The organism is Chryseobacterium fluminis (assembly GCF_026314945.1).
GTDB classification, from domain to species: Bacteria; Bacteroidota; Bacteroidia; order Flavobacteriales; family Weeksellaceae; genus Chryseobacterium; species Chryseobacterium fluminis.
This window is the reverse complement of record NZ_CP111121.1, coordinates 817,667-837,522: the sequence shown is the minus strand read 5'-3', so window position 1 is coordinate 837,522 and position 19,856 is coordinate 817,667. Positions and strand designations below refer to the sequence as shown.

The window sequence follows — 19,856 nt, the reverse complement described above, 5'->3', positions numbered from 1 at the left end:
GGAAGTAGTTATTACTAAAGTTTTATTGTATACAAAACTTCTCGATACACTCCGCTTTGCTTCGTTACTCGAACTGACGGAACCGAATTGACAATTTAATATTAAAAATTTTCGAAGTTCAGAGGGGTTTGTATAATAATTTTGCTCCAGGAAAAATTATAAAATCATGCTCAACTGTATTCTTTTTCTCGCCTCATCCACCTCAGTAACCCTGACCTGAACGTGCTGGTGAAGTTTTACCACTTCGTTGACATCGGAAACAAAACCTTCTTTAAGCTGGGAAATATGAACGAGACCGCTTTCTTTAATTCCCAGATCGACAAAACATCCGAATGCCGTAATATTGTTGACAATTCCCGGCAGGACCATTCCTGTTTTAAGGTCTGTTATTTTTTTTACCTGGGGATCAAACTCAAAAACTTTGGCTGCTTTTCTGGGATCCAGGCCAGGTTTTTCAAGCTCTTTTAAAATATCTTTAATACTTAAAATTCCGATATCCTCCGTCGTGTATTTCTCAGGTTTTATCTGAGCAATTTTTTCTTTATTGGCGATCAGTTCATGGGTTTTGATGCCCAGATCTTTTGCCATCTGTTCAATAATTCCGTATGCCTCGGGATGGACGGCGGAATTATCAAGCGGATTTTTACCGTTGGCGATTCTCACAAATGCGGCTGCCTGCTGAAAAGCTTTCTCGCCTAATCGCGGAACCTTTTTCAATTGTTTACGGTCTTCGAAAGCACCGTTTTCAGCGCGGTAATTCACGATATTTTCAGCCATCTTTTCTCCGATCCCGGAAACGTAGCTTAACAACGACTTGCTGGCGGTATTTAAGTTAATTCCTACGGAATTTACACATTTCATTACGGTAGAGTCCAGTTCGTTTTTCAACAGGGTCTGATCGACATCATGCTGATATTGTCCCACTCCGATAGATTTAGCGTCTATCTTCACCAGTTCTGCCAGAGGATCTGCCAGCCTTCTTCCGATCGATACGGCCCCGCGGACCGTAACATCATATGTTGGAAATTCATCCCTCGCAATTTTACTGGCAGAGTAGACCGAAGCTCCCGCTTCTGAAACGACAAAAACCTGTAACGGTTTATCAAAGGCAATTTTTTTGATAAAAAACTCAGTTTCGCGGCTTGCCGTTCCGTTTCCGATGGATATGGCTTCTATATGATAGGCATTCACCATAGAACGGATTTTTTTCATCGCCATTCCGGACTCATTCTGCGGAGCGTGGGGATAAATTGTTTCATTATGTAATAAATCTCCCTTTTCATCGAGGCAGACAATTTTGCAGCCGCTTTTATAGCCGGGATCGATGGCCAGAATTCTTTTTTCCCCTAAAGGCGGGGCAAGCAGAAGCTGGCTTAGGTTTTCCGAAAAGATTTCAATCGCTTTTTTATCTGCTTTTTCTTTCGCTTCCTGTAATGTTTCATTGGAGATAGCTGGTTCCAAGAGTCTTTTGTAGCTGTCTTTTACCGCTAAGGAGATCTGTTCTGCCGATTCATTGTCAGATCTGATCACTGCATTTTCGATCAGGTCGATGGCTTCTTCTTTGCCGATGCTGATGCCCGTTTTTACAAAACCTTCCGCTTCTGCTCTTAACATGGCCAGCAGCCTGTGAGAAGGTGTACGGCTGAGGCTTTCTTCCCATTCAAAATACTGGGCGTATTTCTGTGCGCCTTCTTCATCTTTCTTGGCTTTAACCACTTTTGAGGTCACGACTGCTTTGCGCTGAAACAGGCGGCGCAGATTTTTGCGGACATACATATTTTCATTGATCCACTCTGCCACGATATCGCGTGCTCCCTGTAGCGCTTCTTCCTCACCGGAAACCTGGTCATTCAGATACTTTGAAGCCACAAACTGGATATCCTGGGCTTTCTGACTCATTATCATTTTAGCCAAAGGTTCCAAGCCTTTTTCCTTTGCGGCATCCGCTTTGGTTTTTCTTCTTTTTCTGAATGGTAAATAAAGATCTTCAAGCTCCTGAATATCGAAGCTTTCATTTATCTTCTGTCTCAGTTCGGGCGTTAACGTATTTTGCTCTTCAACAGATTTTAGAATAGATTCTTTTCTTTTTACAATGTCCTCAAACTGCTTGTTAAGTTTTGAAATCTGTTCGATCTGGATTTCATCCAAGTTTCCGGTTTTATCTTTTCGGTAGCGGGAAATGAAGGGAATGGTGCAGTCTTCAGAAAGTAATTCCAACGTTGCCCGAATACTTTTTTCCGTTATATTGAGAGTTTGCCTGATATAGCTGATTGTGTTCATTTATTTTTTTGAAAGTGCTAAATTAGCGATTTGAAATAAAAAAGGCGAGTTGCCCCGCCTTAAATGTTTTCACAACGGAATAATCCTTATTGTGAATTGCTTTCAAATTTATTGATACAAATATAGGTGAAAAACTCCAGAGATGATTTACGGGAAATCTCATTTTTGCTGTTTTTTTTCTTTTTATTTTTAAGACAATTTCAAAGAACGTAAAAAATGATGAAAAATATATTAGGCTTAGATTTAGGAACCAACTCCATCGGATGGGCTCTTATCAGACAGGATTTTCAGAATAGACAGGGAGAAATTCTCGGGATGGGAAGCAGGATCATCCCGATGTCACAGGATATTCTGGGAGAGTTCGGAAAAGGAAATTCGGTTTCACAGACAGCTGTAAGAACGGGATATCGGGGGGTAAGAAGATTGCGGGAAAGATTTTTACTGCGAAGAGAGAGACTTCACAGAGTTTTGAATGTTCTCCGTTTTTTACCTCAACATTACGCTTTACAAATCGATTTTGAGAAAAGGTTCGGGAAGTTTAAAGAAGAAACGGAACCTAAGCTGGCGTATGATAATGAAGGTTTTATTTTCAAAAATTCTTTTCAGGAAATGCTTGAGGAATTCAAGGATCATCAGCCTCAACTGTCAGAAAATAATAAAAAAGTTCCTTATGACTGGACCATCTATTATCTGAGAAAAAAAGCACTTACCCATAAAATTGAAAAGGAAGAGCTGGCCTGGATTCTATTGAATTTTAATCAGAAACGGGGTTATTATCAGCTGCGTGGTGAGGAGGAAGAAGAGAACCCGAATAAACGGGTGGAGTTTTACGCTTTAAAAATCACAGATGTTCTGGCAGACGAGCCTCAAAAAGGAAAGTCTGAGATCTGGTATTCTCTGGTTTTGGAAAATGGGTGGATTTACAGGCGTCCCAGTAAAATACCTTTATCTGACTGGAAAGATAAGACAAGAGATTTTATTGTCACCACCGATCTGAATGACGATGGAAGCGTTAAAACCGATAAAGATGGAAATGAAAAAAGAAGCTTCCGTGCGCCGGGTGAAAATGACTGGACGCTGATAAAAAAGAAAACCGAACAGGAAATCGATAAATCCCACAAAACCGTAGGGACCTATATTTATGAGACGCTGCTTGACAATCCGAAACAGAAAATCAAAGGAAAACTGGTCCGTACCATCGAAAGAAAGTTTTATAAGGCAGAATTAAAGCAAATCTTAGAAAAGCAGAAAGAATTTCACCAGGAGCTGCAAAATGATGATCTATACAGTGACTGTATTCGTGAACTGTACCGAAATAACGAATCCCATCAATTGATCCTGAGTAAAAAAGATTTCGTCCATCTTTTTATGGATGATATCATCTTTTATCAGAGGCCTTTAAAAAGTCAGAAATCTTCTGTTTCCAACTGCACCCTGGAGTTCAGAAAATATAAAGATGAAAGTGGATCAGAACATATACAGTACCTGAAAGCGATTCCCAAATCTAACCCATATTACCAGGAATTCCGTCTATGGCAATGGATCTTTAATCTTACCATTTATAAAAAAGACGATGATGAGAATGTGACAGGAGAATTTTTAAATACTACTGAAGATTTCGAAAACCTTTTTGAATTTTTAAATAACCGGAGGGAAGTTGACCAAAAGTCATTACTCAGACATCTTAAATTAAGTGAGAAAACGCATCGCTGGAATTTTGTAGAAGATAAAAAGTATCACTGCAACGAAACCAGGGCAATGATTTCATCCAGGCTGGAAAAGGTCGAAAATATTTCTCAGGATTTTCTGACAAGAGAAACCGAACAGAAGATCTGGCACATCATCTATTCCGTAAATGATAAAACAGAATATGAAAAGGCGCTGAAATCTTTTGCCGCAAAAAATAATCTGGATGAAAATGCATTTTTGGAAGCCTTCAGAAAATTCCCGCCGTTTAAAAGTGAGTATGGTTCTTTCTCAGAAAAAGCAATTAAAAAATTGCTGTCCCTGATGAGATTGGGGAAATACTGGACCTATGAAAATATCGATCATGGTTCCAGGGACAGAATTCATAAAATAATTACCGGAGGATATGATGCAGATATTAAAGATAAAGTAAGAGAAAAAGCAATATATCTGACGACTGAGAATGATTTCCAGGGTCTGCAGCTATGGCTGGCCCAATATGTTATTTACGGCAGGCATTCGGAAGCATCAATGACCGGCAAGTGGAATTCTCCTGATGACCTGGAAGAATTTTTGAAGGAATTTAAGCAGCATTCGCTCCGTAATCCGATAGTAGAACAGGTGATTACGGAAACACTCCGGGTGGTAAAAGATATTTGGATGAAATACGGAGGCGGCACCAAAGACTTTTTCAGTGAAATTCATATCGAGCTTGGGCGGGAAATGAAAAATACGGCTGAAGACCGTAAGCAAATCACCGGTATGGTTATGGATAATGAAAACACGAATCTCCGTATTAAAGCTTTATTAGCTGAAATGATGAATGACCGTTCCGTTGAAAATGTCCGTCCTTACTCACCGATGCAACAGGAAATCCTGAAAATTTATGAAGATGGAATTTTAAAATCCGATATTGACATTGAGGATGATATTCTCAAAATCAGCAAAACGGCACAGCCATCTCCTTCAGACTTAAAAAGGTATAAACTCTGGCTGGAACAGAAATACAAATCTCCGTATACGGGACAGATCATCCCGTTAAATAAACTTTTTACCCCGGAATATGAAATTGAACATATTATTCCGCAAAGCCGTTACTTCGATGACAGTTTCAGCAATAAGATTATATGTGAATCTACGGTGAATAAACTTAAAGATAACTATATCGGTCTTGGATTTATCAAACAATTCGGCGGAACGGTGATTGAATTAGGATTAGGAAAAAGGGTAACAGTTTTTAAGGTGGATGAATATGAAGATTTTGTAAAAAAGCATTACGCCCATAACTGGAGCAAAAGAACGAAACTTCTTCTGGAGGAGATTCCTGAAAAAATGATTGAACGTCAACTGAACGACACGCGCCACATCAGTAAGTATATTTCGGGTGTCCTTTCTCATATCGTGAGGGTGGAAGACGGAACAGATGAGGGGATTAATTCTAAGAATATAGTTCCCGGAAACGGAAAAATTACGACCCGCCTTAAGCAGGACTGGGGTTTAAATGATATCTGGAACGATTTGATCTTGCCCCGTTTTGAAAGGATGAATACACTGACAGATTCAACAGATTTTACTTCGTGGAATGAAAATCACAGGAAGCTTTTACCAACCGTTCCTATTGAATTTTCAAAAGGATTTTCGAAGAAAAGGATCGATCATCGCCATCATGCTCTGGATGCTCTGGTGATTGCCTGTGCTACCAGGGACCACGTAAATTTACTTAACAACCAGTCGGCAAAATCAGATACCCGACGTTACGATCTGAAAAAGAAACTGATGAGCTTTGAGAGAGCGGTTTATCATCATCCGCATACCGGAAATATAGTAGAAAGAGAAATACCGAAACATTTTTTAAAGCCCTGGGATCACTTTACGGTTGACGCTAAAAACAGTTTGGAGAAAATTATTGTCAGCTTTAAACAAAACCTCCGTGTAATTAATAAAGCGACCAATTATTATGAAAAATATGTAGAAAAGGATGGCGTAAAATCCAAGGAGAAGGTGGAGCAGACCGGAACAAACTGGGCCATAAGAAAACCCATGCATAAAGAGACGGTTTCCGGAAAGATTGATTTGCCGTGGGTAAAGGTTCCTAAAGGAAAAATATTGACCGCCACAAGAAAAAGTCTTGATTCTTCTTTCGATTTGAAGTCGATTAATTCTGTCTCTGACACAGGAATTCAGAAAATTCTTAGAAATTATCTGAATGGTAAAGGAAGTCCGGAACTGGCATTTTCTCCCGAGGGAATTGAGGATCTGAATAAAAACATAGAAAAATATAACGACGGAAAACCTCATCAGCCCATCAATAAAGTCAGGGTTTTTGAAATGGGAAGTAAATTTTCTTTGGGGCAGTCAGGAAACAAAAAAGATAAATATGTAGAGGCTGCCAAAGGAACCAATTTATTTTTTGCCGTGTATGAGGATAAAAACAGAAAGAGAAGTTACAAAACAATTCCTTTAAATGAAGTCATTGAAAGACAAAAACAAGGTCTGTCTGTTGTTGAGTTAAAAGGACCCGGGGATTTTTATCTGTGTCCGAATGATTTGGTATATGTTCCTTTAGAGGACGAGCTTGAATATGTTAATCATATTGATTTTAAAAATTTAACACCGGAACAGAGCGGAAGAATATATAAAGTGATAAGTTTTTCGGGAAGTCAGATGTTTTTTTTACGGCAGGACATTGCCACATCCATTGTTAATAAAAAAGAATTTTCTACTTTAAATAAAATGGAGCGTTCGATGGATGGTTTTATGATCAAAGAACACTGCCTGAAACTTAAAGTTGATCGTTTAGGAAATATTATAAAAGCATAATTATGTCAAAAGCAGCATTAAAGAAAGAGCTTCAGAAGCTCACAAAAGAGCAGATTATTGAGCAGATTTTAGACTTGTATGAAAAGAATAAGGCCGTCAAAGAATTTTATCAGTTCTACCTTAATCCTACCAGCGGAAAACAACTTGCCGATAAGTATAAAAAGCTTATCCGTAAGGAGTTTAATGTTGAAAATCCTATGAAAAGCACAGAACGTTTTTCCGTAGCCAAGCGAGTCATTTCAGATTTCAAAAATCTGCAGCCTTCGCCTGAAGATCTTGCGGAAGTTATGCTTTATCTCTCTGAGAGTGCCTGTGAACTTACAGCCCTGTACGGTGATTATTCTATGCAGTTTTATGATTCTGCGTTTAATAATTACAAAGCAGCCCTCGAATTTTTAAAGAAAAACAGGTTACTGCAGCAGTTTCAGGATAAGGCATTGCAGTGTGTAAAATGGTCTTCCTGCTGCGGTTATGGCTTTGCAGACGATATGGAGTATTTATACGCTCAATACTATCCGGAATAAAATCAAAATCAATGATCACCCGTTCCATCTATATCGGCAACCCTGCCTATCTTAAACTCAAAGACGGGCAGATGAAGATTCTCTGCCCGGAAGCAAGAACGGAAAAGGGAAGTATTCCTGTGGAAGATTTGGGGCTACTGATGCTCGATCATTTTCAGATAACGATTTCCCACAACCTGATTCAGAAGATGATGGGGAATAATGTCGTGGTGATAAGCTGTGATGCCCAACATTTACCACACGGAATCATGCTTCCTCTTTACGGACACACCGAACATTCAAATCGGGTGAAGGATCAGCTGGAAGCAAGTGAACCTCTAAAGAAGCAGCTCTGGAAACAAACCGTCGAATGCAAAATTGAAAATCAAAAAAATGTTCTGATGAGGCTGGGAAACTATTATGAACCCATGATCGGTTATCAGAATAATGTGAAAAGTGGCGATATGACTAATATGGAGGGGATCGCGGCCCAGCATTACTGGAAATACCTTATCAGCTTAGATTTTCTCAGGCAACGCTTTGGGGACTCCCCGAATCAGTTTTTCAATTTCGGTTATGCGGTGCTTCGAAGTATTGTGGCAAGAGCAATTGTGGAAACGGGTTTGCTTCCAGTCATGGGAATTTTCCATAAAAACAAGTACAATCCTTACTGCCTTGCAGATGATTTAATGGAGCCTTACCGGCCGTTTGCAGATCTTCTGGTAATGCAGTGGCTGTCGGAAAACCCCGGTTCTGAAGAACTTACCAAAGAATTTAAAGCACATATTCTTCAGATGGCCACTAAAGACGTTTCAATTGATGGTAAAATAAGGCCTTTGCTGGTCGCAGTAAAAACGACTGCAAGTTCATTATACAAATGTTATAAGGGGAAAAGCGCCTGTTATCTTATCCTGAATTAATATGAATGCCGAGAGGTTTAATGCCTACCGAATTATGTGGGTTCTAGTATTATACGATTTACCGACGGAAACCAAAGCCAATATGAAAGATGCCAACCGCTTTCGTAAGGGCCTGATCGATGACGGCTTTACTTTGTTTCAGTTTTCGATGTACGCAAGGCATTGCCCGAGTCGTGAAAATGCTGAGGTACATATTAAAAGAGTAAAGTTTATGCTGCCGAAGGCTGGAAAAGTCGCGATTATGTGTATAACCGATAAGCAATTTGGGGATATTGAAATTTTCTTTGCCAGGAATCGGGAAGAACCTCCACCCACGTTCCAACAGCTCGAATTATTCTGATTTTTTAATTCTAAATATAAAAATAATCTACTGATTTTCAGTAGATTATTTTTTGAGGCTGTGACTGATCACGAAGATAATAAATTTTGAAAGCAATTCACAACTCGTTTCCTAATATTCTTAACTGTTGTAAAGCTGTGACTGATCACGAAGATAATAAATTTTGAAAGCAATTCACAACATACGAAAGCTGGTTTCGGATGGTTATACTGCTGTGACTGATCACGAAGATAATAAATTTTGAAAGCAATTCACAACAGGAGCGGGCGAGGATGCAGGCGGAGCCGAGCTGTGACTGATCACGAAGATAATAAATTTTGAAAGCAATTCACAACAGGAGCGGGCGAGGATGCAGGCGGAGCCGAGCTGTGACTGATCACGAAGATAATAAATTTTGAAAGCAATTCACAACAAGAAGGTCTTACACAGACAGAAATATCTAGCTGTGACTGATCACGAAGGTAATAAATTTTGAAAGCAATTCACAACTGCATCGATGGACGGCTTGAATCAGGTTCTGCTGTGACTGATCACGAAGATAATAAATTTTGAAAGCACTTTACAACAATGTCTCCATGACGAAAATTAATGGTTATACTGTGACTTATCACGAAAAAATTGTTTAAACTTATTCAGGAAAAAAGAGTTCCGAGAAAATTAGTAATTTTGGATTGCAATGAAAAGACTAATAATCTGGAAATCAACATAAAAGATAAATAGAGAAATGGATTTCACCCATTTAAGCAGAAGGAAAAGAGGATTTTCTACAAAGTTTAACTTGGTAAAAATAATTCAGACCATTATAAAACGGCTGAAAACCAGTTGCCAGTGCGGGGAACTTTCGTTAAAGGACTATTTCGGGGAAGAAAATACTGCAGAATTAAGTGTAATTCAGGAGAAAATCAAAGATTTTCAACAAGACTTCAATGTGCTTCTTTCTACGTAAAGCATATTACTTTTATTAACTTAAATGTTTAGAAATCTTTCGGATCTCCTTTGTGGTTTACTAGAGACAATCACACCAAGGGATTCGTAAGGTCGCAGTTTGTAGTTGTTCTCCCACACTTAAATACATTTTAAAAAGTTTAAAAGACACCGCAGAATTAAGTATACATCAGAAGAAAATCAAAGATTTTCAAAAAACTTAAGTGTGCTTCTTCTGCGTAAAGTATATACCTTAATTAACTAAAGTGTTTAGAATCTTTTGGATTTCCTTTGTGGTTTACTACAGACAACCACACGAAGGGATTCGTGCGGTAGCGGTGCAGTTTGTAGTTGTTCTCCCACACTTAAATACATTTTAAAAAATTTAAAAGACACCGCAGAAATAAGTGTACCTCAGAAGAAAATCAAAGATTTTCAAAAAACTTAAGTGTGCTTCTTCTGCGTAAAGTATATTACTTAATTAACTAAAGTGTTTAGAATCTTTTGGATTTCCTTTGTGGTTTACTACAGACAACCACACGAAGGATTCGTGCGGTAGTGATGTTTAAACAGCTGAAGATAATAAATTTTGAAAGCAATTCACACCATTTTTTCTACAATACGATTGAAATCATAAACGGATGTATCTCCTGTCATTTATTTTTGTAACAGAATAATCAATCGGTTTATTCTCAGTTATTAGTTTTTTCCCCGACTTTATCGTTGGGGATTTTATTTTTCTGTTGGATAATATTAAATATCAATCTGATAATGCGTTTAAAATGAGAATGTTATTTGTTTTAAAGCAATTTTTTAATCAATATTTAATCTTATTTCTTTTCCGAATCCAATCGCATTTCTTGATCTATGGTAAGTGGGCACACGGTCTAATTGTTTTATTTTTGACCTGTTAAAAAAAATGATATTCATATTTCTTCTTGAAATTTTAATATCTTAGATTCAATAAATAAACTTTTTACAATAAAAAATATGAAAAAACTTAGCGTCATTGCGTTAGTCGCAGTAGGATTATTGGCAGCCTCATGTAATAAAGAAAAATCAGCGGATACTGCTGCAACTTCAGCTGAACAGACTGTTGCCGAAGGTAAAGGGGAAGTTTTACCCGTAGATGTAGCTGCTTCCGTGGTAAACTGGAAAGCATTTCACAAAGGAGGTTTTGCACCACGTTGGGGGACCATTAATGTAAAATCCGGAGATTTGAATATCGAAGGCGGACAGCTTTCTGCGGGAAGCTTCGTGATCGACATGACCTCAATTAAAGTAGATCCGGCTTCCGTAACGGAGAAAGACAAAAAACCGGCAGACCTTGAAGCTCACCTTAAAAATCCTGACTTCTTTGACGTTGCAAAAAATCCGACTTCTGATTTCAAAATTACAAGCGTAACAGATCTTAAAGATGCTCCGAAAGAGGGCGCTGTTGCCGGAGCCAATAAAACAGTAAGCGGAAACCTTACATTATCCGGGAAAACAGTTAATGTTACGTTCCCTGCAAAAGTGGACGTTACGGAAAACTCAGCAGCAATCCAGGCTAAATTTACCGTAAACAGAACAGACTGGGGTATTAAATTCGGAACAGATGAAACAGACCCTGCAGAATGGATGATCAGCAAAGACATCGAGATCGCAGTAGACGTAAAAGCAAAAAAATAATTGTTAGACCCTATAGTAATGAAGCCGCCTCTTTTGAGGTGGCTTTCTTTTTATCATTTGGGTTTACAAAATTCAGGTTTGTTTATTTATCTTATAACTTCTCACAGATAAAATCACCCATTACAAGGAACAGATCAATTCAAAAACTCAGAGATCTGAATCCGGGTACAGTACTCACTTCCAAGATACAGTGGATTTCCGTGTTTCTCAGACCAGAAGCCGTCTAGAATATCTTTGTTTAAGCACCGGTACACCGCCACTCCCTTATAAACCTCGTGATCATCCCCTTCATAGTTGAAATTGATGACCAGAATCTGGTCTTTGTAGAATCCGGTACCGTTCTGAATATGATCACCAATCATCCATTGGGCAATAATACGGTTATTTTCATCAACGGATAACGTTAAAAAGCCGTGATAGGTAATGTGATCGCCCTCTTCCTGATTGCTCCCCTGAATAGAATAGTTGCCTGCCAGATCCTGTATGGTCATTGATTTGTTTTTTATGAATAACAAATGTATAAAATCTTATGGAAAGCAGTAAAAAGAATACCGCTTCTTACCTTTCTTTTTTTGTTTAGATTTGTACTTATGCTGTATGTCCTGTTAATCATTAACCTCCTCGCTTTTTCAGTCTTTGCCATTGATAAAAGGAAAGCCGTAAAACACACACGAAGAATATCAGAACTTGCTCTTCTCACTCTGGTGTTTTTGGGAGGAACCTTGGGAGCGATTCTGTCAATGATTATTTTCAGGCACAAAATTTCAAAAAAATCTTTTTTACTGAAACTGGGATTGATAATTTTAATGCAGATTGTATTATTATACTTTTTAAATATTCAATTCAGATAAATTTGCCGCGTGAAATTTCGTTCACAGGAAAAAGTTATCATTGTGATGCTCAAGAGCCCGGATAGCAAAGAATTTCCGAATCCTCATAAAATACTTTACTCTACACGCAAAAACGGTGTCAGACCTGATGCCATCTGGGAAGAATTACATTTAAATTTTTAACAAAATTTTATCTTTTACAATCCATGCCACGGCATTATTTTTTCTTGTACTGATATACACACTTAAAAATCATTAATATTATGTCAAAGAAAATTGCGATTTTAGCAACCCATGGATTTGAAGAAAGCGAATTATCATCACCAAAAGAATATTTGGAACAGCAGGGATGGACGGCTCACATTATTAGCCCTGAATCAGGATCCATCAAAGCGTGGGCAGAGAAGGACTGGGGGAAAGAATATCCGGTAGATAAAACGTTGGACGAGGCAAGTGCTTCAGATTATGATGCGCTGGTTTTACCTGGCGGAGTCATTAACCCCGATCAATTGAGAACCAACGAAACGGCTTTGAGTTTTGTGAAAGATTTCTTTCAGCAGCACAAACCGGTAGCCGCAATATGCCACGGTCCGCAAATTTTAATTAATGCCGAGGTAGTAGAAGGCAGAAATCTGACTTCAGTAAACTCAATCAGTAAAGATCTTAAAAATGCAGGGGCCCAGTGGGAAGATAGTGAAGTAGTGGTGGACAAAGGATTGGTAACCAGCAGAACACCGAAAGATTTGCCCGCGTTCAATGCTAAAATGGTAGAGGAGATCAAAGAAGGCAAGCACCAGGAACAGACCTTATAAATGTAATTCTATAAAAATATCCGGGGTTTAAGTTGAAAAACTTAAACCTTTTTTATATTCCTGGTATGCCCGTATGAAGCCCTTGTGACAGGGTACTTTGTGATGATTTCTGATAACGGGCTCATTATGAAATTGTTAAATATTGCATAATCTTTTTAATTAATTCATTTAAAATCACTATTTTTGCCCCCGTAAAAATCATTCATGCAAAACATTAGAAATATTGCGATTATCGCACACGTTGACCACGGGAAGACGACTTTGGTTGATAAGATCATTCACGCTACTAATATTTTCAGAGAAAATCAGGAGAGTGGGGAATTAATTATGGATAACAATGATCTTGAAAGAGAAAGAGGAATCACCATTTTATCCAAGAATATTTCTGTTACTTATAAAGACACAAAAATTAACGTAATCGATACTCCTGGTCACGCCGATTTCGGTGGGGAAGTAGAAAGAGTATTGAAAATGGCTGATGGAGTTATTTTGTTGGTGGATGCCTTCGAAGGACCTATGCCACAGACAAGATTCGTACTTCAGAAAGCATTGGAGCTGGGCTTAAGACCATTGGTGGTTATCAATAAAGTAGACAAGCCAAACTGTCGTCCGGACGAAGTTCACGATCAGGTATTTGATTTATTCTTTAACCTGGAAGCTACCGAAGAGCAATTGGATTTCCCGACGTTCTACGGATCTTCTAAACAGGGATGGTTCAATACTTCACTGGAGCAGACTGAAGATATCTTACCGTTATTAGATGGTATTCTGAAATATGTTCCTGAACCGAAAGTAGAAGAAGGAACATTACAGATGCAGATCGTATCTCTGGATTTCTCGTCTTTCTTGGGAAGAATTGCCATCGGGAAAGTGATCAGAGGGGAGATCAAGGAATCTCAGTGGATCGGATTGGCACAGGCTGACGGTAAAGTGCTGAAAGGTAAAGTAAAAGAACTTTATGTTTTCGAAGGATTAGGAAAGAAAAAAGTGACAGAAGTAAAAGCAGGTGATATCTGTGCTGTGGTAGGTTTTGATGCCTTCCAGATCGGAGACTCTTTTGTAGATCTTGAAAATCCTGAACCATTGCCAAGAACTGCAATTGATGAGCCAACGCTGAACATGACGTTCTCGATCAACAATTCACCTTTCTTCGGTAAAGACGGAAAGTATGTAACTTCAAACCACCTGAAAGAAAGATTAACAAAGGAATTGGAGAAAAACCTGGCATTAAGAGTTCAGCAGACGGATGATGCCAACACTTTCCTTGTATTCGGTAGAGGGATTCTTCACTTGTCAGTTCTAATCGAAACCATGAGAAGAGAAGGGTATGAAATGACCATTGGACAGCCGCAGGTTATTTTGAGAGAAGATGAGAACGGTCAGAAACTGGAGCCGTATGAATCTTTAGTTGTTGATGTTCCTGAAGAGTATGCTTCAAGAGTAATCGATTTGGCAACGCAGAGAAAAGGTGACCTTCACATTATGGAAACTAAAGGTGAAATGCAGCACATGGAGTTTGAAATTCCTTCAAGAGGTTTGATCGGACTGCGTTCTCAAATGTTGACGGCTACTGCCGGAGAAGCAATTATGGCACACCGTTTCACAGAATACAAACCTTTCAAAGGCGCTATTCCGGGAAGAAGTAATGGAGTATTGATCAGCAAGACTCAGGGTCCTGCTACAGAGTATTCTATCGCAAAATTACAGGATAGAGGTAAGTTCTATGTAGATCCGGGTGAGGAGATCTATGCAGGGATGGTAATCGGTGAGCAGAACAAACCGGGTGACCTTGTAGTAAACATCGTAGAAGCAAAACAGCTTAATAACATGAGAGCTTCGGGTAAAGATAAAGATACCGGTGTTGCACCCAAAATCTTATTCTCTCTTGAAGAGTGTATGGAATATATTCAGGCTGATGAAGCAATTGAGGTAACTCCGAATTTCATCCGTATGAGAAAGAAAATCCTTTCTGAAGAAGAAAGAAAAAGAATGGACAGAGGAGCGAAAGCATAATCCCATTCTTAAATATAGATCAGAGCCCCGAAATTTTCGGGGCTTTTTCTATAGAATTAAAAGAAAATGTTTATTTTTTTCCTACGGATTTTGAATAATAAAAAAATAATTTAAAGTAGTTTTGCAAACTATGAGAATGAACAGATTAAAGCTTACCGTTTTGTTGGGAATTTTCGCATCTTACACCAGTTGTTCTGTTCAGAATAACACGGTAAAAACAGCGGCTCCCTCTAAAAATTCTACAAAACCCACCAATAATACTACAAAGCCAAAAGAGCAGGCCGGAACGCCAAAACCTGCCGTAACAGCACCCGCTGAAGAAGTATTCAGGACAACGCTTCCAGAAATCAAAAGAGAATTCCGCGGCGCATGGATTGCCAGTGTGGCCAATATCAACTGGCCCTCTAAGAATACCTTAACCGTTGACCAGCAGAAAGCAGAAGCCATTAATATGCTGGACGTGCTTCAGGAAAACAATTTCAATGCGGTCATTTTTCAGATCCGGCCATCTGCAGATGCCTTATACACCAGCAATATCGAACCCTGGTCTTATTTTTTATCAGGTCGCACAGGCCAGGCTCCTTATCCCAACTATGACCCGTTACAGTTCTGGATCGACGAAGCACATAAAAGAGGTCTCGAACTTCATGTTTGGTTAAATCCATACCGGGCCCATCATACAGGTGGCGGAGCAGTAACAGACCAGTCCATGGTCAATAAACTCTCAGATATGATCGTACGACTTAAAAACGGTACGTACTGGTTCGATCCTGCTGATCCCAAAACACAGGGACATGTCTCTAATGTCGTGAAAGATATTGTCAGAAGATATGATATCGATGCGGTACATTTTGATGATTATTTCTACCCTTATGCAACCTATAATAAAGGCGCAGATTTCCCGGATAATACTACCTGGAATGCTTATGTAAGCGCTGGCGGAACCCTCTCAAGAGCAGACTGGAGAAGAGATAACGTCAATAAATTCGTAGAAAGGATCTATAAAGAAATTCACGCCGAAAAAAATAATGTTAAGTTCGGAATCAGTCCGTTTGGAATATGGAAACCCGGATATCCTGCCGGAGTGGTCGGTTCATCTCAGTACGATGAATTGTATGCAGATGCCAAATTATGGCTTAATAAAGGCTGGGTAGACTATTTTTCGCCACAGCTTTACTGGCCCATTGCTTCCAAAGGACAGCCTTTTGAAGCTCTTTTAAACTGGTGGAAATCCGAAAATACGATGAACCGCCACCTTTGGCCGGGACTCAATACCGTAGAGGTGAAAAGTTCAGACCGTCCTACAGAAATTAAAAACCAGATTGAAATCTCAAGACAGATCCTGGGAAAAGATGCCGGGGAAATTCATTGGAGTATTGCAGGATTAACGAAGAATCCGAACATGCTTCCTGCCTTGAAAAACGGACCTTATAAAGAAAAAGTTCTGGTTCCTGCAACGCCCTGGATAAAAACGGTTCCTCTACAGGCTCCTACATTATTTACCAATGAAAACGGCAGTTTTGTACAGACCAGCTGGAGTACTAAAAATCTAAAAGATGTTTTCCAATGGGTACTTTTTTCACAATATAACGGAGTCTGGGAAACTGAAATTCTAACGCTGGAGCAGCTGTCAAAAGAAATTCCAAAATTTAAAGACGGAAAAAAACTGAACGGCGTCGCCATAAAAGCCATCGACAGACTTGGAAATGAAAGCGATTATACCGCGAAAAAAGTAAAATAGTGGCCTTCCGGGATCAAGATACTAAAAAACCAGTTCCCGCAGAACTGGTTTATCTATTGATAGCCTTTCATGTTGTTTTTAACAGGATCACTCTTTCAATCCGGATCGTTATTTTAGAATAACTATAAATTATTAACTTAAAATATTGTAATTCAATAGATTGTTAGGTTTTTTCTGCAGGCTAGAGCGTTTTCAGGCATATTCTCGGAATCATTTTTGTATCATTATCTCCATCACACAAAAAATATGCATTATGAATACTAAAAGACTTTCCGATATGATGGAAAAAGCACTGAGTGACCAGATGAATAAAGAAATTTTGGCATCACACGTTTTTTTATCGTACGGAATCTGGGCAGATGACAAAGGTTATGGGGGAATTGCCAATTTCCTGTACAGACATGCACAGGAGGAAAGAAACCACTCAATAAAATTTATGGAATACGTACTGAACAGAGGTGGAAAACCAAAAGTAGAGGCCATACCGGCTCCGCCACAGGATCCTGAATCTCTTTCTGCCTGCTTTGACGGTGTTTTCCAGCATGAAGTAGATAATACCACGTCCATTTACAGACTGGTAGACCTTGCACTGGAAGAAAAAGACTGGGCAACCTGGAATTTCATGCAGTGGTTTGTTCAGGAGCAGATCGAAGAGGAAACACTGGCTCAAAACCTTATTGATAAACTTAAAATTGCAGGGGGAGACCGAGCATCGGATGAATCTCTTTTTACTTTGGATAAAGCGTTACAGGATGCACCCAATGACGTTCCACTTGCTCAGGAAGCGACAGGAGCTAATCCTTAGATTAAAATACACCTTACATTATAAAAATCTGTCATCTTCGGCAGATTTTTTTTATTATGAATCTCCCTTTAAAATCACTATCTTTGCCCACTCATAATTCAGGGTTCTGTATGCAGCATATAAGTCTGCAGAAACCTCGAATAAAAATTGAACCTTAAACTTTGAATTTTACAATATGAAATGTGGAATCGTAGGCTTACCCAATGTAGGTAAATCAACTCTTTTTAACTGTCTGAGCAACGCAAAAGCTCAGTCGGCAAACTATCCTTTCTGTACCATCGAACCAAACCTGGGAACCGTTTCTGTACCGGACCAAAGATTGTTTGAACTGGAAAAAATAGTAAAACCTGAAAGAGTTTTACCGGCTGTTGTTGAGATCGTAGATATTGCAGGTCTTGTAAAAGGAGCAAGTAAAGGTGAAGGTTTGGGAAACCAGTTTCTGGCTAATATCCGAGAGTGTGAAGCAATTATCCATGTTCTGAGATGTTTTGATAATGGAAATATTGTTCACGTAGAAGGTTCTGTAGATCCGATGCGGGATAAAGAGATCATCGATATCGAGCTCCAGCTGAAAGATCTGGAGACAGTGGGTAAAGCCGTGGAAAAAGCAAAAAAATTCATCAAATCAGGAAAGAAAGATGATATCCAGACGTATGAAACCCTTCAGAATCTTCAGAAGTTTTTAGAAGACGGAAAAAATGCAAGAGAATTTGAAGCAGATGATTTTGCGAAATCTGTGATTGCAGAAGTTCAGCTTTTAACCAATAAGCCGGTTCTCTATGTTTGTAATGTAGATGAAAATTCTATTAAAAACGGAAACGACTGGATCGGAAAGATTGAAGAAATGGCTAAAAATGAAGGCGCAGAAGTAGTGGTCTTAGCGGCTCAGATCGAAGCAGATATCAACGAACTTGAAACATTCGAAGAGCGCGAAATTTTCCTGGAGGAACTCGGTCTTACAGAGCCGGGAGTAAACCGTCTGATCAGAAAAGCCTACGACCTGTTAAAACTTCAGACGTATTTTACAGCTGGGGTAAAAGAAGTAAGAGCGTGGACGATCGGGCAGGGATGGACGGCTCCTCAGGCAGCCGGAGTGATCCACACTGATTTCGAAAAAGGCTTTATCCGTGCTGAAGTTATTAAGTACGATGACTATATAACCTATGGTTCAGAAGTAAAAATAAAAGAAGCAGGAAAGCTTTCTGTAGAAGGTAAAGAATACATCGTCAAAGACGGTGATATCATGCACTTCAGATTCAACGTATAAGAATTATTAAAGTTAGTTATATAAAAAAAACGCTTCCGATGTATTTCGGGGGCGTTTTTTGCGTCTGCCTGCAAACCCGGAAGCGCAGTGTTTTTAAAAATCTTATGCTAACCGTACAACAACACACGGTTAATGTGTACGAATGACGCCGAATGTCTTTTAGATTTTAGTAAATAATAACGACACCAGCTAAAAGATCATCTCCCACATATTTATTAATCAAAAACTTAAAACGATCTGCGCAATCAGCGTAATCAGCGGGAAAAAAGTATGTAGTTTAAAAATAATTTCCGACGATTTATCAATCAACAATAAATACTGTTATAAAAAACGCCACCCGATGTAATCTGAGTGGCATTTCTGAAAATATTATAAAAGACTTGTTATGGTTCTATCGGAAGTTCAGGTCTGCACTGCAGTTGTGCGCAGTTTATTGAAATTCTCCTGCAGCCGCCAGAGCCGGATCTATGCAGTCTAACAGACCTCCTGTAACCCCTCTTAGCTGTTTCTTACTCAGTTTTTTTCCGTTGGGTAAATCTTGATTTTTGATAAGGTTGATTTTAGTTGGAGAATTAAGGTTCGATCGGAACACGGCACTCAGATTCTGCACATTGTCTTCCATACGCTTTGCACTGGTTGGTCCACGGATCGATACACTGCATCAGGCCTCCGGTGATTGACCTTAGTGCCTTATTGTTTAATTTTTTTCCTCTGATAAGATTTTGGTTTTTCATAGCTGTTGATTTTTAATGACTTAGTGTAAACTAAGATATGAAAATATTTATTATAAATCACATAATGTAGAAAAAAAATACAATGCTATGAATAATATACGGATATGTTTAAATTTAAAAGTATCAGCAATTCTTCAGTTGAAAGGATTCTGACAAAAAATACCGCCCGGTTATCGGACGGTATCTTCTTTCATATATATAAAGTGTGGTTATGGTCTGCATTGTTTCTGAGCGCATGCCGGATGAATCTTTGTACAGACAGGAGCCGGGTCACAGGGCGGATCCGTGCACAGTACAGCTTCCATACAATCATAGAGGCCTCCGGAAATACTGCAAAGCTGTTTTTTGTATAATTTTTTCCCGTGAAATAAATTTTGATTTTTCATGGTTTCTGTTTTGAGTTTGGTAACGCTAATATAAAAAATAATCTTTATATATCACAATAATAAGAATAATTTTAACATACAAAGAAAATTTCAGGAATACTGCTTATAACTGCAAATTTTGTAC

16 protein-coding genes and 1 pseudogene are annotated in these 19,856 nt (G+C 38.8%); 12 read left to right on the top strand and 5 right to left on the bottom strand.

What is annotated here, in order from left to right:
• Positions 1-156 precede the first annotated feature (156 nt).
• The gene (locus ODZ84_RS03910; RefSeq protein WP_266175698.1) at positions 157-2,280 is read right to left on the bottom strand and encodes a Tex family protein; all 2,124 of its coding nucleotides are present in this window, start codon (positions 2,278-2,280) and stop codon (positions 157-159) included.
• Positions 2,281-2,499: 219 nt separating this feature from the next.
• Here ODZ84_RS03910 and cas9 point away from each other — a divergent pair, with 219 nt between their 5' ends.
• The 6 genes and pseudogenes from cas9 (at position 2,500) to ODZ84_RS03880 (ending at position 11,144) form a co-directional block, all read left to right on the top strand.
• Positions 2,500-6,786, top strand: a complete 4,287-nt coding sequence (cas9, locus tag ODZ84_RS03905) for a type II CRISPR RNA-guided endonuclease Cas9 (protein ID WP_266177321.1) — start codon at positions 2,500-2,502, stop codon at positions 6,784-6,786.
• A 2-nt stretch (positions 6,787-6,788) separates the two neighbouring features.
• The gene (locus tag ODZ84_RS03900; RefSeq protein WP_266175697.1) at positions 6,789-7,310 is read left to right on the top strand and encodes a DUF6155 family protein; all 522 of its coding nucleotides are present in this window, start codon (positions 6,789-6,791) and stop codon (positions 7,308-7,310) included.
• A gap of 11 nt (positions 7,311-7,321) precedes the next feature.
• Positions 7,322-8,214, top strand: a pseudogene (gene cas1 / locus ODZ84_RS03895) (type II CRISPR-associated endonuclease Cas1).
• Positions 8,211-8,549, top strand: coding sequence for a CRISPR-associated endonuclease Cas2 (gene cas2, locus ODZ84_RS03890; protein ID WP_266175695.1), 339 nt, complete (start codon positions 8,211-8,213; stop codon positions 8,547-8,549). The pseudogene cas1 and the gene cas2 overlap by 4 nt, the downstream one beginning before the upstream one ends.
• A 724-nt stretch (positions 8,550-9,273) precedes the next feature.
• Positions 9,274-9,495: a hypothetical protein gene (locus ODZ84_RS03885; protein ID WP_266175694.1), complete on the top strand. Its 222-nt coding sequence runs from the start codon at positions 9,274-9,276 to the stop codon at positions 9,493-9,495.
• Positions 9,496-10,463: 968 nt separating this feature from the next.
• Positions 10,464-11,144 carry a YceI family protein gene (locus tag ODZ84_RS03880; RefSeq protein WP_266175693.1) on the top strand — a complete coding sequence of 227 codons (681 nt, stop codon included), beginning with the start codon at positions 10,464-10,466 and terminating at the stop codon, positions 11,142-11,144.
• Positions 11,145-11,278: 134 nt separating this feature from the next.
• Here ODZ84_RS03880 and ODZ84_RS03875 read toward each other — a convergent pair whose 3' ends face one another.
• Positions 11,279-11,635, bottom strand: coding sequence for a hypothetical protein (locus tag ODZ84_RS03875; RefSeq protein WP_266175692.1), 357 nt, complete (start codon positions 11,633-11,635; stop codon positions 11,279-11,281).
• 24 nt (positions 11,636-11,659) lie between these two features.
• On the opposite strand from ODZ84_RS03875, the gene ODZ84_RS23385 reads away from it, so the two are divergent.
• From ODZ84_RS23385 to ychF, 6 genes are all read left to right on the top strand, one after another.
• On the top strand, positions 11,660-11,995 hold the full coding sequence (locus ODZ84_RS23385) for a DUF1294 domain-containing protein (protein WP_323670681.1): 336 nt from the start codon (positions 11,660-11,662) through the stop codon (positions 11,993-11,995).
• A 242-nt stretch (positions 11,996-12,237) separates the two neighbouring features.
• A complete protein-coding gene (locus ODZ84_RS03865; protein ID WP_266175691.1) occupies positions 12,238-12,786 on the top strand; it encodes a type 1 glutamine amidotransferase domain-containing protein in 549 nt (182 codons plus the stop codon).
• 204 nt (positions 12,787-12,990) lie between these two features.
• A complete protein-coding gene (gene typA / locus ODZ84_RS03860) occupies positions 12,991-14,799 on the top strand; it encodes a translational GTPase TypA (RefSeq protein WP_266175690.1) in 1,809 nt (602 codons plus the stop codon).
• Between the two features lie 130 nt (positions 14,800-14,929).
• The gene (locus ODZ84_RS03855) at positions 14,930-16,540 is read left to right on the top strand and encodes a family 10 glycosylhydrolase (RefSeq protein WP_266175689.1); all 1,611 of its coding nucleotides are present in this window, start codon (positions 14,930-14,932) and stop codon (positions 16,538-16,540) included.
• Positions 16,541-16,793: 253 nt separating this feature from the next.
• On the top strand, positions 16,794-17,345 hold the full coding sequence (locus ODZ84_RS03850) for a ferritin (protein WP_266175688.1): 552 nt from the start codon (positions 16,794-16,796) through the stop codon (positions 17,343-17,345).
• Between the two features lie 175 nt (positions 17,346-17,520).
• Entirely contained in the window at positions 17,521-18,612 is a 1,092-nt protein-coding gene (gene ychF / locus ODZ84_RS03845) for a redox-regulated ATPase YchF (protein WP_266175687.1), read from the top strand.
• Between the two features lie 430 nt (positions 18,613-19,042).
• Here the strand turns inward: ychF and ODZ84_RS03840 are convergent, their stop codons facing one another.
• The 3 genes from ODZ84_RS03840 to ODZ84_RS03830 form a co-directional block, all read right to left on the bottom strand.
• Entirely contained in the window at positions 19,043-19,234 is a 192-nt protein-coding gene (locus ODZ84_RS03840) for a hypothetical protein (protein WP_266175686.1), read from the bottom strand.
• Positions 19,185-19,346: a hypothetical protein gene (locus tag ODZ84_RS03835; protein ID WP_266175685.1), complete on the bottom strand. Its 162-nt coding sequence runs from the start codon at positions 19,344-19,346 to the stop codon at positions 19,185-19,187. The genes ODZ84_RS03840 and ODZ84_RS03835 overlap by 50 nt, the downstream gene beginning before the upstream one ends.
• A 209-nt stretch (positions 19,347-19,555) precedes the next feature.
• Positions 19,556-19,732 carry a hypothetical protein gene (locus tag ODZ84_RS03830; RefSeq protein WP_266175684.1) on the bottom strand — a complete coding sequence of 59 codons (177 nt, stop codon included), beginning with the start codon at positions 19,730-19,732 and terminating at the stop codon, positions 19,556-19,558.
• Between the last annotated feature and the right edge of the window lie 124 nt (positions 19,733-19,856).